Raw genomic sequence first — 15,607 nt, forward strand, 5'->3', positions numbered from 1 at the left:
AGCCTGTGCACAGTCTTTGCTTTTTACACTTATGTGTCAATCTGCTTTTGTAAATTTCATTCTGAAAATTCTGGAAACGATCTAATAATTCTGTTTCTGCACAGCTTTGCAAGTTTGTGCAGAACATAAAAAAGGCGACCCGAAGGTCGCCTTTTTCAAACATTGTAAAGGCTTATCAGCCGATTGCCATCAGGCTCGCATTGCCACCAGCAGCAGTTGTGTTGATGGAGGTCGAAACCTCTTCAAGCAGCCAACTCAGGCAATAGCAATCGGCGTTCTGGGCCAGCTGCGCCGTAGTTGCTGCCTGTGTCAGCACGAGTGGACCTGGAAGGGCTGCCAACTTCTTGTTGATGTCGGTCAGGCGTTCGCCCTCTCCTTCAACAAGCGCACCGGCGAAAGGCGCATCTGCCTGCCAGTCCTTTGTCCAGACCACACGCGAAGCAACGCTCGAAGGCAAGTCCTTCAGAACATTGCGCAGACCAGAAGCCTCGTCGATCACAGCTTCGTTGCCAGTGGCAAGTGTGGCTGTCAGCTGACGATAGAGTCCGATTTCAGTCTGCGGAACCAGAAGAATACGACCACGCGCATGAAGCGCGTAGAGGTTGCGCTCACCAACCGGACCCGGCAGCTCGATATTCATACCAAGGGCAGAAGCACTGCCGGTTTCACGAGCGGCTTGCGCCAGTTCGTTCATGCCGCGATTGCCAAGCCACTTTGCGAAATCGTTGAGCGCTGCATCGGTATGAACCGAAGCCATGCGTGGCGGGATTGGCGCTGTTTCGACAAGGCGACCAAGATAGAGTGGACCGCCAGCCTTCGGGCCCGTGCCGGACAGACCACGGCCACCGAAAGGCTGGACGCCCACAATCGCACCAATAACGTTGCGATTGATATAGATGTTACCAACTCGGATACGGTCGGCAACATGAGCGATGGTTTCATCAAGACGTGTATGCAGACCAAAGGTCAGACCATAACCGGTTGCATTGATGTCATCGATCAGACGATCCATGTCATCACGCTTATAGCGCACGACATGCAGAACCGGGCCGAACACTTCGCGCTTCAGATCGCGCAGACTGTCGATCTCGACGATGGTTGGCGCAACGAAAGTGCCCTTCCCGGTTTCAGGTCCAAGCGGAAGCTGCTCCACCTTACGACCCATATCGCGCATCGTCTGAACGTGCTTCTCGATGATGTCCTTGGCTTCCGCCGTGATAACAGCGCCAATATCAACTTTCAGCTGGTCGGTGCGGCCAATGGACAATTCCTTCAGTGCGCCCTTGAGCATGGTCAGAATGCGATCCGCGACATCTTCCTGCAGGCAAAGCACGCGCAGAGCAGAACAACGCTGACCGGCGCTGTCGAAAGCCGAACCAATCACGTCGAACACGACCTGTTCGGCAAGAGCCGACGAATCCACGATCATGGCATTCTGGCCGCCAGTTTCAGCGATCAGCGGGATCGGCTTGCCATTAGGCAGCAGACGCGAGGCAAGCTGTGCCTGAATAAGACGTGCAACTTCGGTCGAGCCGGTGAACATCACACCACAGGTTTCCTGCGCTGCAACAAGCGCTGCACCAATGCGGCCATCGCCCGGCAGAAGCTGCAATGCATCGGCAGGAATGCCAGCTTCGTGCAGAATGCGAACGCCCTGCGCTGCAATCAGCGGGGTTTCTTCGGCAGGCTTTGCCAGAACCGGATTGCCAGCAACAAGTGCTGCTGCAATCTGGCCGGTGAAGATCGCCAGCGGGAAGTTCCATGGGCTGATACAGACAATTGGACCAAGGGGCTTGTGCGCAACGCCCAGTGTGCGGCGGGTCTGTTCTGCATAATAGCGCAGGAAGTCGATGGCTTCACGCACTTCAGCAATCGCGTTTGGCATGGACTTGCCAGCTTCACGCATGATGAGGCCGAGCAGTTCTGCCATTTCACGCTGCATGATGTCGGCAGCGTGATCAAGGCAGGCTGCACGATCAGCAGGCGAAACCTGAGACCAGCTTGCAACAGCCTTCTCAGCCGCCTTCATTGCTTGCGCAACATCGTCTGCAGCGATTTCCGTAACCGTACCCACGACATCGGAATGATCGCCGGGGTTCAGAACCGGACGGCTTTCACCCTTAACCTTGACACCCGCGACCTGCGGTTCCGCAGTCCAGGCGCGCGTAGCATTGGCCTTCAGCGTTTCGCTCAATTCTGCCAGCTGCTCTTCGTTGGAAAGGTCGAAACCTGCCGAGTTTTTGCGAATACCATAAAGGCCTTCCGGCAGGTTGATCTGGTCATGACGTGCACCAACCACGGCCATCGAGCGAACGACTTCCGCAGGATCGGCAATCAGTTCATCAACCGACACGCTCTTGTCGCCAATGCGATTGACGAAGGAAGAGTTCGCACCGTTTTCGAGCAGACGACGGACCAGATAGGCCAGCAGCGTTTCATGCGTACCAACCGGCGCATAAATGCGGGCTGGACGACCCAGCTTCGACGGGCCGACAACTTCGTCATAAACCGGCTCGCCCATGCCATGCAGGCACTGGAATTCATAAGAGCCGGTTTTGAAGTCCGGGCCTGCCAGATGATAAATCGTGGCAAGCGTCTGCGCATTATGCGTTGCAAACTGCGGGAAGATCACATCGCGGGCACCAAGCAGCTTGGCTGCGCAGGCAATGTAGGAGACGTCGGTATGAACCTTGCGGGTATAAACCGGGAAATCTTCCAGACCATCGACCTGCGCACGTTTGATTTCAGCATCCCAGTAAGCGCCCTTGACGAGACGAACCATGACGCGACGATTGTTGCGGCGGGCAAGATCGATAATGAAATCAAGCACAAACGGGCAACGCTTGCCATAGGCCTGCACCACGAAGCCGATGCCTTCCCAGCCAGCCAGATCAGGATCTTCAATCAGGCTCTGCAGAAGATCGAGCGAAAGCTCAAGACGATCTGCTTCTTCAGCATCAATGTTGAGACCGATATTATACTTCTTGGAAAGGGCTGCGAGCGCCTTCACCTTTGGCAGAAGTTCACCCATGACGCGTTCGCTCTGCGCGCGAACATAGCGCGGATGCAGCGCCGAAAGCTTGATCGAAATGCCCGGACCATCATAAATGCCGCGGCCGGCGGAAGCGCGACCGATCGCGTGGATCGCAGTCTCGTAGTCCTTGTAATAACGTTCTGCGTCGGCAGCAGTCGTGGCTGCTTCACCGAGCATGTCGTAGGAATAACGGAAGCCGCGCTCTTCAAGCGATTTTGCGCGCTTCAGTGCTTCATCGATAGTTTCGCCGGTGACGAACTGCTCACCCATCATGCGCATGGCCATATCCACGCCGCGACGGATGACCGGCTCACCACAACGGGCGATCAGGCGAGTAAGCGCTGCCGAAAGACCGCTGTCATTGACGGTGTTGGTGAGCTTGCCGGTGACAACAAGACCCCAGGTTGCAGCATTGACGAACAGCGAACGACCGCCGCCAACATGCGACTTCCAATCGCCATTGGAAATCTTGTCACGGATCAGCGCATCACGCGTTGCCATATCCGGAATACGCAGCAGAGCTTCGGCAAGGCACATCAGCGCCACGCCTTCCTGGCTCGAAAGCGAATATTCATGCACCAGACCTTCAACGCCCGTTCCCTTGTGCTTGGCACGCAGTGCTTCGATCAGCTTGCGAGCGGTCGCTCTGATCTGCTTGGTCGTTTCTTCAGGAAGGGTCGCCTGCTGAACCAGCGCGGTCACGCATTCAGCTTCTGGCCGACGATAGGCATCGGTGATTGCCTTGCGCAACGGCGTCTGCTCGCGGATTGGCGGCGCGAAGCTCTGGAAAACAGGAGTGGTGTGAGCGGATACTTTATCAGTCATGGTGCAATGCTCGCAAAAACAGGCTTAGGCCCAGTTCAACTATGCTTATATGTGGTCGCACACTATCATCGACGCAAATTGCATTCTGTCTTCATTTGAACCATATAAAGGCAAATCGATCTTATTAAAACGACCTCAAGAGGCATTTTGAATGCGAAAGATAGACTCTGTAGACGATCTGGATCAGTTCGATCGCCGCATTCTTGAAGTGCTGAGCGATGATGGTCGCATTGCCATGACGGAGTTGTCAAAAAAGGTCGGTCTTTCCAAGACGCCATGTCAGGCACGCGTCAAACGACTGGTCGATGAAGGCTATATTATCGGCTTTCGCGCAGCGATTGATCCCGAAAAGCTTGGCCTTGATCATATCGCTTTTACGACCGTGAAATTATCCGACACGCGCGAAGCGGCCCTCACCGCCTTTAACATTGCGGTGCGCAAGATACGCGAAGTCGAAGAATGCCACATGATTGCAAGCTCTTTCGACTATCTGCTGAAAGTGCGGACGCCCAACATCAGGCGTTACCGCGAGGTGCTGGGTGAGAAAATCTCGAGCCTGCCCAATGTGGCAAGCACGTCCACTTTTGTGGTGATGGAGTCCGTCAAAGACAACCGCCCGGTCAGAGTCTATCCGGGCGCATTGTAACTGTTCATTTCACGCCTATCCCGAAAACTGGTTCCACTTTTCGGGATAGGTTTTATAACGGCTGGTCTGCCAGATACCGTTCGAGCGTTTTGGCTGTACCATCCTGCCAGATACGCTTGAGCGCCGCCGAGAAGGCTTCTACATAGACGGGATTTGTGGCCAGTGCGCCGAAAATATCCGTCATCTCAAGCCAGCGTGTTGGTTCGTCCTTGGCAAGCACCGCCTGCTTCACCAGACGATCCCATGACGGATCATTGGGTTCGATCACCGCACCGCTGTCCGTCGTTCCATAGCAGTAGCGGCACCAGAGAGCGGATACCAGTGCAAGGCCCGTGACCGAATGACCTTTGGCCAGGCGATCTGAAACTGTCGGCAGAATAAATTTCGGCTGACGGTTGGAACCGTCAAGACACAGGCGGCGGATTGTGTCGCCGATCTTTGGATTGGCAAAACGCTTGTCGATAAGCAGGCGATAGTCTTCCAGAACCGTATTTGGAACCGGTGGCACCTCGGGAATGATTTCTTCCTTGGTGAGCTTTTCCAGATATTGCCGGATCAGCGGATTTTCCATTGCTTCATGCACGAAATGGATGTCGAGAAGCCCACCCGGATAGGCTATCGCCGCATGTCCGCCGTTGAGGATGCGGATTTTCATCAACTCATAAGCGTCGACCTGATCGGAGAAGATCACGCCAACTTTATGCAGTCGCGGCCGCCCGGTTGGGAACTTGTCTTCGACCACCCACTGTTTGAAACCTTCGCAGAAGACCGGCCAGCCATCTTCAACTTCAAACTCCTTCAGCGCGATGTCGCGTTCACGCGCACCGGTTGCAGGCGTGATGCGATCAACCATCGAATTCGGGAAAGCCACATTCGTAGCAATCCAATCAGCAAATTCCGGATCACTAAGCCTGGCGAGACCAACCACGGCGTCTTCTGTCACATGACCATTGCCGGGAATGTTATCGCAGGACATGACTGTGAACGGCTCAACTTCGGCTTGCTTGCGCAGTTTCAGCGCTTGCACGATGAGTCCGAAGACCGTATTCGGCTTGTCGGCATGAACGCCGTCATACACAATATCGGGATGCGCCGGATCAAAATGCTGGCTTGCCGGATCAATGTAGTAGCCGCCCTCAGTGATCGTCATTGAGACAATGCGGATATCCGGTGACGTGAGATAGGACATCAGCGCTTTGCGCCCTTCGTCAGTGGAAATCGTCACGTAGTCGACCATAGACGCAGTGATGCGCGCTTCCGAATGCTCTGCCTCCTGATCGACAACAGTGGTGAGCCAATCCTGCGCTTTCAGCGTATCGCGCATAGCATCGTCGCTGGCGCGAACACCCGCACCGACCAAAGCCCAGTCCTGATCGAGCCCCAAACCAAACAAATCATCGAGATAAACCGCTTGATGCGCGCGATGGAAATTGCCCACGCCAAAATGCACAATCCCCGGTGTCAGCGCCTCCAGATCATAACCAGGCTTGTGAACTTTGTTGAAGCTCTTGAGCGTTGCGCGCGACAGCTTGGTCATGACTTACAATCCTCCTCGATGAATCCAGACAACCCAGCCTATGGCTTGATATCCCGAGGGGCAATATCTCTTTATAAATATCATTCACTACAAATGAAAATGGCGGGCAAAGCCCGCCATTTTCCAAACAATTTAACAACCTTAGTTCAGGCCCAGCGTGCCGCGCAACGTCGAAAGATCTTCTGCCAGAGTCGTGATCGCTCCAGCCATCACCTTGCGATCTTCTTCGGTCAGCTTGTCGTATAATTCATAACCATCGCCCTTCTTGTATTTCACAAGAATGTCGTTGACGGTTTTGAAATTGGCATCCGACTTCTTCAGAAGCTCAGGATTTTCCTTTTCGATCAGCGGACGGAAAAGTTCGACGATCTTCTGCGAGCCATCAACATTGGCCTGGAAATCCCAGATATCCGTGTGGCTGTAGCGATCTTCTTCACCGGAAATCTTGGTTGCTGCGACTTCTTCCATAAGTGCTGCTGCACCACCAACTACCTTTTCAGGTGGGAAGGTCATATCCTTGATGCGCTTCTGCAGCTCGACAACATCTGCGTAGAGCTTGTCAGCATATTTATCGAGACCTTCGGTCGAGTTCTGTGCAAACAGGCCGTATTCGAGGCGATGGAAGCCGGTAAAGTCTTCCGACTTTTCTGCATCTTCATGATCGTCAGCACGGCTATCGATAGAAGCATCGAGATCCGCAAAAAGCTCTGCAATCGGCTCGATCTTTTCGTATGAGACGCGCGAGGAAGGATAAAGCTCTTTCGCCTTATCCAGTTCGCCAGCCTTGATCGCATCGGTGAAAGCCTTCGTGTCTTTTACAAGGATATCAAGGTTGTCCTGAATATAGATCTTGTAGTCGGCAATAGGCTGAACCAGATCGAGTGGGGACACTTCGGCTTTTGCAGCACCGAAGCTGAGAGACAGGGCGACGACGCAAGCCGACGCGAGCAGTGGCAGACGATATTTCATGTTTACCTCTCCGTGGTGATAAGACCCTCACCCACGCGCATTCTGCGGCCCACTCGCCTGCAGGAGTGCTCGTGCATAAAAGTCATCCTGATTTTTCACACCGGGTAGCGTGAAGAAATAACCGCCGCCGATTGGCTTGATATACTCTTCCAGAGGCTCACCATCGAGGCGCTTCTGAACAGTGATAAAGCCCTTTTCCAGATCGGCCTGATAAGCGATGAACAGCAGCCCCATATCGAGCTGACCGGACTTCGTGACCCCATTGGAATAGTTGAACGGACGACGCAAAATCAGATGTTGTTCGGCATTGGCATCGCGTGGATTGGCCAACCGAATATGAGAATCCATCGGCGTAACCTTGCCTTCCGGATCTTTTGAATAGTCAGGCACATCAGCTTCGGTTTTGCCATCGAATGGCGCACCGCTATCCTTGTGACGGCCGAAAATTGTCTGCTGCTCCTGCAGCGGCGTGCGATCCCAGCGTTCGACGAAATTGCGGATCAGACGGACAGCCATATAATTGCCGTGAAAAGCCCATTCAGGCTCATCCTTGCCTGGCTGAATCCAGACGATGCGGTCCATCAAGGCTTTGTCAGCAGCATCAGGATTGGCCGATCCATCGCGGAAGCCGAGGAAATTGCGTGCGCTTTCCTTGGCTTTTGGCGAATGCGGCGGCTGCACTGGCACAGAGCCTTCCTGCTTCCAGCGGACCATCAGAAGATCAGGCATGTTCTTCATGATATCGCGCAGCGCATGGATGTTCGTGTCTGCGGTGTTGGAGCAGAACTGGATCACCAGATCGCCATGGCAGAGATCTTTTTGCAATGCATCATTGGGAAAGCCCGTCATGCGCTGCAACTGCTTTGGCTTGAACGGCTTGAGCCCAAAACGATCATCAAAAAGCGAGCTACCCAGCCCCACGGTGATCGTCAGGTTATCAGGGGTAACGGTCGGCCCAAGAATGCCGGAATCGGATGGCGGAAACTTAGGATCAAGCGCCGGCGGCTCGCCACCCTTCATAAGAAAGGCTGCGCGTTCTGTCAAAAGTCTGAACATGCGTTCGAGACCCGCGCGATCACGCGCCAGAACATCAAAAGAGGCCACGAGACCAGTTGCAGGACGCGGTGTCACAATGCCAGGCTGATGCACGCCATAAAATGGCTGGCTCTCCTGCAGCTTGTCGCTTTCAGGTGCATTGGTCACGCTTTCCGATGAAAGTCCATTGTTGGAGGCGCGCGCGTTAGCCGCCTGCGGTGCAAGTACACACGCGACGCCTGTGGCACCGGCACCGAGCAAAAGTGCGCGGCGTGTCGAAGAAACTGGTAGGTCTTTATCTGTATTATCGTTTTTGAAAAATTTCTTGGTCATTAATCCACTCCAAGTTGATCGCGGAGTTTTGAAAACTGGTCGGCGAGAGCAGTTGCGCCGTCCTTGATTTTTGTCTTCTCATCAGCAGAAAGCGTGTCATATGCCTTGCCGTTTTGGGTCGTAAGCAGCGCCTTCACGGCAGACACCTGAGCGTCGATCCCGTCGAAAGCCTTGGGATCGACCTTGATGACGATCGGACGCAATACGTCCGCCGTCTTTGCGGAGCCTTCAACAAGGCCTGCAAATACCTGCAAATCCGTGTGTGCGTAACGATCGTCGCCTGCGTCAGCAGCGGTAGACGCAAAGCGGTTGAGCGCTGACGATGTGCCTGCCAGCATCCGGTCAGGCGAAATACGCAACGCGCGGATACGATCCTTCAGACCAGCCGCGTCCTGAACAAGCTTTGTGGCGACAGGCTGCAAGCCATCCAGCGACTTCTGTTCAAACAGCCCATATTCAATGCGATGCAAACCACCAAACGCCGGGTCTTGCTCACGCTTCTCAAAGAAATCGGCGCGCGCATTGATTACCGTATCAAGATCAGAGAAAGACTCTGAAACCGGTGCGATACGTGCATAAGCTTCACGGGCCGGCGCATAAGCGGCCTGCGCAGCTTCGATATTGCCGCTTGAAACGGCATCGGAAAGCGCTGCAACAGCCTTCTGGAACTCAGCGACTTCGGTAGCAAGATAAATCTGATATTCAGCCAGCGCACCAAGGAAAGCGGTTAGCGGCATCTTACCCTTTTCGGCTTCACTGCTTGCCGATGGTGTCACAATCAATTTTCCGCGCGGATTGGAAAGAAGGCCGCAAGTAATCTGGTATTCGCCTGGCGAAAGCTTGGCGGAAAGTGTCTGCTTGAAGCCCGGTGCTATATTCTCGCGCTCTTCGAGAACCATCACGCCGTCGAGAATTTCCCATTCAACCGAGCGGTCAGACTTGTTCACGATTTCAAAGACCGTGCGCCCAGCCGGAACCGTCAGTTCACTTGGATCGCAGCTTTTCGCGTTGACCACGATCTGCACTTTGCCATCGCCATCTGCATGGCGCGATTTATCCGAAACGCGCGAGGCGTAATAGAAAGCAGCACCCGCCGCCAGCACCAGCAGAATGGCCAGCACCAGAACCGCTCGCACGAGGTTGCGGGAGATTGGTGCAGCAGGTTTTGGGCTTTGCGGCTTGGTCATGGAAAATCTCTTCGATTAAACTGTGGGCTTCGCGGCTGCGCTCTGCGCAGGTGCGGAAGGCGGCATCAGGAAAATAATGAGCGCAGGCACGAGGAAGCCGAGATAGGCAACCACTTCGCTGATCGTAGGCGTCGCGATATAGCCGAAGATACCAGCCAGAACAGAGCCAAGCGTGCTGTCGAGCGGCAGGATTTCGCTTGTGTCGAACACGACCGTCTGGAAGTGGTTCCAGATGCCAGCCTCATGCAGCGCCATCACCGAATTTGCGAAAATGCCCGCCGCAATAATCAGGATGAAAACACCCGTCCAGCGGAAGAAACGGCGCAGATTGAGTTTCAGACCACCACGATAGATGCCGTAACCAACCAGAGCGGCAAGCAGAACACCGAGCAATGCACCAAGCGGTGCAGCGCCACCCTCACTCTGCTGGAATGCGGCGAGCAGGAAGAAGACCGACTCAAGCCCCTCACGGGCCACAGCAAAGAACACCATCAGGATCAGGCCGAAGCCCTTATGCGTTGGCGTTTCAAATGCCGCATCGATGGAATGATGCAGTTCCGCCTTGATGGAACGGGCAGCCTTACGCATCCAGAAAACCATGGACGTCAGCACGAAAACTGCGATGAGTCCGATAATGGCCTCGAAAAGCTCCTGCGCCTTCTGTGGGAATTCTGCGCTTACGAGCTGAAGGATCGCGCCAACTGCCAGCGACATCGCCAGGGCTAGCAGAACACCAATCCAAACAACCGGCATCCAGGCGCTGCGTCCGGTCTGGTGCAGATAGCTCGCGATAATGCCAACGATTAGCGCAGCTTCCACGCCTTCGCGGAACATGATGAGAAATGGTACGAGCATTCGAGTTCATCCAAAAGGCAGAGTGATCAATCCGCCCCTTGATTGACACTCTTCACAACCGGCACAAGCCTTCGTCTATTGGTCATCTTTCTATATCTACGCGCGCACCACTGCAAGCCAAATGAAGTTGACTACCATGGGAATGTTTTAGAATTATTCTAACTATTTCAGAAACTTACAGCGATGTAAGTTAGCCACCCCTGATGAGGCTGCAAGTTTTATGGAGGCGCAGTAAGCCTTTGAAAAGGCTTCATAGTGAAGCCTTTCTATGTGTCGAACTGCGGCTATCAAGCCTCGGCTGCCGTCCGCAATGCTATCGAATTACCGTTCAATATTTCCGGGCAATCCTGCTTTGCCCGCTTCCGATGGGTTAAGCCTCACATAGTCAGCCTTCAAATCTTCAGAGGTTTTGCGGCTTCCATCATGACTCCAGCCAGGCGGCGCAATCATATACATCAGCCGCTGACGAAAGCTGAGACCGGATGAGAACACGTCCTTGAACATGCCAACCCATTCATGGAACGCCACGCGCACTGGATTGAATGTGCCAACATTCTTCACAATGCCATATCGCGGCATGTCTTCGGGCAGTTCTTCGACAAAAGTGCCGAACATGCGATCCCAGATAATCAGCGTGCCTGCATAATTGGCGTCGAGATAACGCGGATTGGTCGCGTGATGGACACGGTGATGCGAAGGCGTATTAAAGATAAGCTCGATAGGTTTCGGCAGTTTGTCGATGGCTTCGGTGTGAATCCAGAACTGATAAATCAGATTGAAGCCATAAACGAAGGCAATCACCGCCGGATGAAATCCGAGCAAAACCAAAGGCACCTGCAACACGAACATGCCGGTCATCTGGCCGGTCCATGACTGCCGCAAAGCGGTTGTGAGGTTATAATGCTGGCTGGAATGATGATTGACGTGCTCCGCCCAAACCCAGCGAACGCGATGTGCAATCCGGTGATACCAATAATAGCGCAGATCATCGAAGATGAAGGCTATTACAAACACCCACCAATGCAGCCCAAGATCGAAAAAGCGGAACTGCCAAACCCAAATCAGCGCTGTCAACGAAACGAAGCCAAGCAGCAGCCCCGCCGCAACGTTGCCGGCGCCCATCAGCAGACTTGTAAAAGCATCGCGCGTTTCAAATTCGCCTTTGCGCTGCCAGTAGCGGATTGCCACCAGTTCAATCAAAATTCCAAGCACATAAAGCGGGATTGCAACGCGCGTCACATCGAAGAATACCGGATTGCTATCCATGTCGGATCCTCCCCCCCATCCGAGCCTGAAAGCCAGTTTATCACTCTCTCCCGATCTGCAGCATTGCTGAAAAGAAGCCGTGCCTTGGGCCAGGTAAAATCCTGCATGTGCAAGATGAGTTCAGTGTCGCCCTTCTTCTCAAGGGCAAGAACATCGGACGCACCCACGCATCGCGTCAAGAAACGATCCCCAATGCTATGGACTATCCCCGTTTTGGCCTCCCCCAACGGGAAAAATGCCGTACGACGATCATTCGTATAACAAATCTCACCAATCTCGATTTCCGGATAGTCGACAAAAAAGCGCTCTTTGACCGTTTCATCGTCAGAAAGAATGCTGCGCTTTGTTCCCCCACCCAGAAAATGAATTGCCAACACGCCGAAACCTATCCCGGCGATAACCATAAGTAGAAGCAGCCGCAAATCCATAAACTCTCCCGTTCGCAGCGATGCCAGTGTATTTTTTCCCTTCAACATCCTAGCCATCAGCCAGCGCGAATACATCCCAAAATTTTGGGGTCCGATTTATGAGTCGCAACTATCTTGGCATTGCAACAGGAGATTGTTTCGATTTGGAGCACTCTGAAAGCCCGGACGAGCACGAATATTGACCAGTAAGCTTCCTGAAACCGTCAAAATTCCGAAAAGTTTCAGAATTTTCCGAAATGGTCAAAAATTTCGTGCTTCAGGGGTTGAAGAATGGTTGCAACCGGTCCATATGACAAGTGCTTACCGCTTGCGCCTCCTCCCATTGCGCGCGGTAAGTGTTCCCCTCTGGAGGTTTGCCTTTATGGCACCTTCATAACTTAGCCGGACTTTTTAGTCCGGCTCTTTTTTTGCCTAAATTTCAGTCGGTTAGAACGAAAATAAAAAAGCGCCGCGTTACCGCAGCGCCTTCAAAAACAATGCATATTCCTCGTCGGAAATGACTGTCGGAGAACATGGTTCTCGTCATCAATCCAGCCGTAAAAACGCATTCCAAGTTCTTTCGCCGACAAACAAAATCGGCATCCGGACCCGGTAATTTTATTTCTGTCGGAGCGATAGAGTACCGCTCCGACCTGTCACTTTACAAAACGTTAAAATACGACCAGCAAGCTGTATCAGCCGTAAGACGCAACCGGCGGGCAAGAACAGATAAGATTTCTGTCACCACCCACATTGTCAACACGGCTGACCGGCGGCCAATATTTCGCCGTCGTGTCGAACTCACCGCTCAAAGCGCTTCCCGGGAACACTGCTTCCTCACGGGTGTAAGGATGTGTCCATTCCGTTGCCAGCGTATCGCCTGCCGTGTGCGGTGCATTGGCAAGCGGATTGTCATCCGAAGGCCAGACACCATCGGCAACCTTCTTTGCTTCGCCTGCAATGGCAATCATCGCATCGCAAAGACGATCGATTTCCGACTTTGGCTCAGACTCGGTTGGCTCAATCATCAGCGTTCCGGCAACAGGCCATGACATGGTCGGTGCATGGAAGCCATAGTCGATTAGGCGCTTGGCCACGTCTTCTACGGTGATGCCTGCCCTATCCTTGAGAACACGCGTATCCACGATGCACTCATGCGCCACACGATCATGTGCGCCGGTGTAAAGGATCGGATAAGCGTCCTTCAGACGATGCGCGATGTAGTTGGCGTTGAGGATTGCAGCCTCGGTTGCCTTCTTGAGACCCGCACCGCCCATCATGCGGATATACATCCACGTAATGACCAGAATGGATGCACTGCCAAACGGTGCTGCGGAAACAGCGTGCTTGGAACCAAGATCAACATGACCCGGCAGGTAAGGCACCAGATGCTTGGCCACACCAATAGGACCAACACCCGGACCACCGCCGCCATGCGGAATGCAGAAGGTCTTGTGGAGGTTCATGTGGCAGACGTCAGCGCCAATATCGCATGGACGCGCAAGGCCAACGAGTGCATTGAGGTTTGCGCCGTCGAAATAGACCTGACCGCCATTATCATGGACGATCTCGCAGAAAGCCTTGATGCCTTCCTCAAAAACGCCATAGGTCGACGGATAGGTAATCATGAAGGCCGCAAGATTATCGCGATGCTTCTCAGCCTTGGCTTTCAGATCATCAATGTCGATATCGCCATCCGGACGGCAATTGACCACGACAACGCTCATGCCAGCCATTGATGCGCTGGCAGGATTGGTGCCATGTGCAGATGATGGGATAAGGCAGATGTTGCGATGACCTTCGCCGCGTGACTGGTGATAGTGACGGATTGCGAGAAGACCCGCATATTCGCCCTGACTACCAGCATTTGGCTGCAACGATACACCTGCAAAGCCGGTGACTTCGCAAAGCCATGCTTCGACATCCGAAGTCATCTTGGCATAGCCGGTAGTCTGGGCCGCAGGCGCGAACGGATGCAGATTGGCAACCGTGTTCCAGCTCACAGGCATCATTTCTGCTGCCGCATTGAGCTTCATCGTGCAGGAGCCAAGTGGGATCATCGCACGATCAAGCGCCAGATCCTTATCGGCCAGACGACGCAGGAAGCGCATCATCTCAGTTTCCGAACGGTGTGAATGGAACACATCCTGTGTCAGGAAGCCTTCACCACGGCCTTTGCCCGGAACCAGCAGATCGTCGTTACCGACTGGCTTAGCGCCAAACAGAACGGCAAGTGCTGCAAGATCGTCTTCCGTCGAGGTTTCGTCAAAGGTGACTCCAACCATATCCGCATCGATGATGCGGAGCAGGCGACCGCCCTTATCAGCTTCGTCAGCAATGGCTTGCGCCTTGCCGGAAACCTTGATGCTTACTGTGTCGAACAGGCTATCACCTGCAATCTCAACACCAGCAGCCTTGAGGCCCGTTGCAAAGCGCGATGCAAGCGTTGCGACACGCGTAGCAATCGCCTGAAGACCCGATGGTCCATGCCAGATGGCAAAGGATGCAGCCATATTAGCGAGCAGTGCCTGCGCGGTGCAAATGTTGGATGTTGCCTTGTCGCGGCGGATATGCTGCTCACGCGTCTGAAGCGCCAGACGATAAGCGGCACGGCCATGCGCATCGACCGACTGACCGACGATGCGGCCCGGAATGATGCGGGTCAGCGGCTCGGATACTGCGAGATATGCAGCGTGTGGACCACCAAAACCCATTGGAACACCATAACGCTGCATGGAGCCGACAGCCATGTCAGCGCCCCACTTGGCAGGCGCTTCCAGAATGGTCAGCGCCAGCGGATCGGCAACAGCGATAACCAAAGCGCCCTTGGCTTTTGCATCGGCGATGACAGCGGTGAAGTCGCCATAAACGCCGCGCGTATCCGGCCATGGAACGATGACGGCAGCGGTATTGTCGTCGACAGCACTTCCGGCTTCAACCTGCCAGCCAAGCGGCTCTGCACGGGTGTTGATCACATCCACGCTCTGCGGATGCAGATCGCCTGCAAGCAGAATGCGCGAGCGCTTGTCGCGGTGATGGCGAACAGCAACGCCCACAGCTTCAGCAACAGCAGTTGCTTCATCCAGCAGCGATGCACAGGCAACCGGCAGGCCGGAAAGCTCGGCAACGAGCGTCTGGAAATGGAACAGAAGCTCCAGACGGCCTTGGCTGATTTCCGACTGGTAAGGCGTGTAAGCCGTGTACCATGCCGGGTTTTCAAACAGGTTGCGCTGAATGACAGGTGGCGTCTGCACACCATGATAGCCCGCACCGATGAAGCTCTTCTTCACCACATTGCGGCCCATGATTTCATTAAGCTCAGCAAGTGCTGCGTGTTCGCTCAAAGCCGCTGGCAGATCAAGCGCGCGGTTGAGGCGGATGGATGCCGGAACAGCCTGCGTGATCAGTGTTTCCATGGAAGGAAGGCCGAGCGCTGCAAGCATTGCGCGCTCGTCTTCAACTCTTGGCCCGATATGACGGGCAACAAAGGGAAGAACCTGTTGCGTCATTTCT

10 protein-coding genes are annotated in these 15,607 nt (G+C 54.1%); 1 reads left to right on the top strand and 9 read right to left on the bottom strand.

Going from position 1 to position 15,607, the window contains the following annotated elements; genetic code table 11:
* Nucleotides 1-175 precede the first annotated feature (175 nt).
* Nucleotides 176-3,859 (bottom strand): trifunctional transcriptional regulator/proline dehydrogenase/L-glutamate gamma-semialdehyde dehydrogenase, encoded by a 3,684-nt coding sequence (gene putA, locus ACSME1_RS18045; RefSeq protein WP_435655133.1) that lies wholly within the window; start codon nt 3,857-3,859, stop codon nt 176-178.
* Between the two features lie 151 nt (nt 3,860-4,010).
* On the opposite strand from putA, the gene ACSME1_RS18050 reads away from it, so the two are divergent.
* Nucleotides 4,011-4,505 carry an Lrp/AsnC ligand binding domain-containing protein gene (locus tag ACSME1_RS18050; protein WP_112813875.1) on the top strand — a complete coding sequence of 165 codons (495 nt, stop codon included), beginning with the start codon at nt 4,011-4,013 and terminating at the stop codon, nt 4,503-4,505.
* A 52-nt stretch (nt 4,506-4,557) separates the two neighbouring features.
* On the opposite strand, the gene ACSME1_RS18055 is transcribed toward ACSME1_RS18050, so the two are convergent.
* The 8 genes from ACSME1_RS18055 to gcvP all read right to left on the bottom strand — a co-directional run bounded on the left by ACSME1_RS18055 (nt 4,558) and on the right by gcvP (nt 15,603).
* A complete protein-coding gene (locus ACSME1_RS18055) occupies nt 4,558-6,042 on the bottom strand; it encodes a mannitol dehydrogenase family protein (protein ID WP_435655134.1) in 1,485 nt (494 codons plus the stop codon).
* Nucleotides 6,043-6,183: 141 nt separating this feature from the next.
* Nucleotides 6,184-7,011: an iron uptake system protein EfeO gene (gene efeO / locus ACSME1_RS18060; protein ID WP_024896345.1), complete on the bottom strand. Its 828-nt coding sequence runs from the start codon at nt 7,009-7,011 to the stop codon at nt 6,184-6,186.
* A 27-nt stretch (nt 7,012-7,038) separates the two neighbouring features.
* Nucleotides 7,039-8,379, bottom strand: a complete 1,341-nt coding sequence (gene efeB, locus ACSME1_RS18065; protein WP_435655135.1) for an iron uptake transporter deferrochelatase/peroxidase subunit — start codon at nt 8,377-8,379, stop codon at nt 7,039-7,041.
* Nucleotides 8,379-9,566, bottom strand: coding sequence for an iron uptake system protein EfeO (efeO, locus tag ACSME1_RS18070; protein WP_435655136.1), 1,188 nt, complete (start codon nt 9,564-9,566; stop codon nt 8,379-8,381). The genes efeB and efeO (ACSME1_RS18070) overlap by 1 nt, the downstream gene beginning before the upstream one ends.
* A gap of 15 nt (nt 9,567-9,581) precedes the next feature.
* Nucleotides 9,582-10,421 carry an iron uptake transporter permease EfeU gene (gene efeU / locus ACSME1_RS18075; RefSeq protein ID WP_024896348.1) on the bottom strand — a complete coding sequence of 280 codons (840 nt, stop codon included), beginning with the start codon at nt 10,419-10,421 and terminating at the stop codon, nt 9,582-9,584.
* Nucleotides 10,422-10,742: 321 nt separating this feature from the next.
* Nucleotides 10,743-11,687 carry a sterol desaturase family protein gene (locus ACSME1_RS18080; RefSeq protein WP_024896349.1) on the bottom strand — a complete coding sequence of 315 codons (945 nt, stop codon included), beginning with the start codon at nt 11,685-11,687 and terminating at the stop codon, nt 10,743-10,745.
* A complete protein-coding gene (locus tag ACSME1_RS18085) occupies nt 11,657-12,190 on the bottom strand; it encodes a hypothetical protein (protein ID WP_435655137.1) in 534 nt (177 codons plus the stop codon). Before ACSME1_RS18085 ends, ACSME1_RS18080 begins: the two co-directional genes overlap by 31 nt.
* Nucleotides 12,191-12,789: 599 nt before the next feature.
* Nucleotides 12,790-15,603: an aminomethyl-transferring glycine dehydrogenase gene (gene gcvP, locus ACSME1_RS18090; protein WP_024896351.1), complete on the bottom strand. Its 2,814-nt coding sequence runs from the start codon at nt 15,601-15,603 to the stop codon at nt 12,790-12,792.
* Nucleotides 15,604-15,607 lie beyond the last annotated feature (4 nt).

This window comes from Brucella pituitosa, assembly GCF_965577835.1.
GTDB classification, from domain to species: Bacteria; Pseudomonadota; Alphaproteobacteria; order Rhizobiales; family Rhizobiaceae; genus Brucella; species Brucella pituitosa.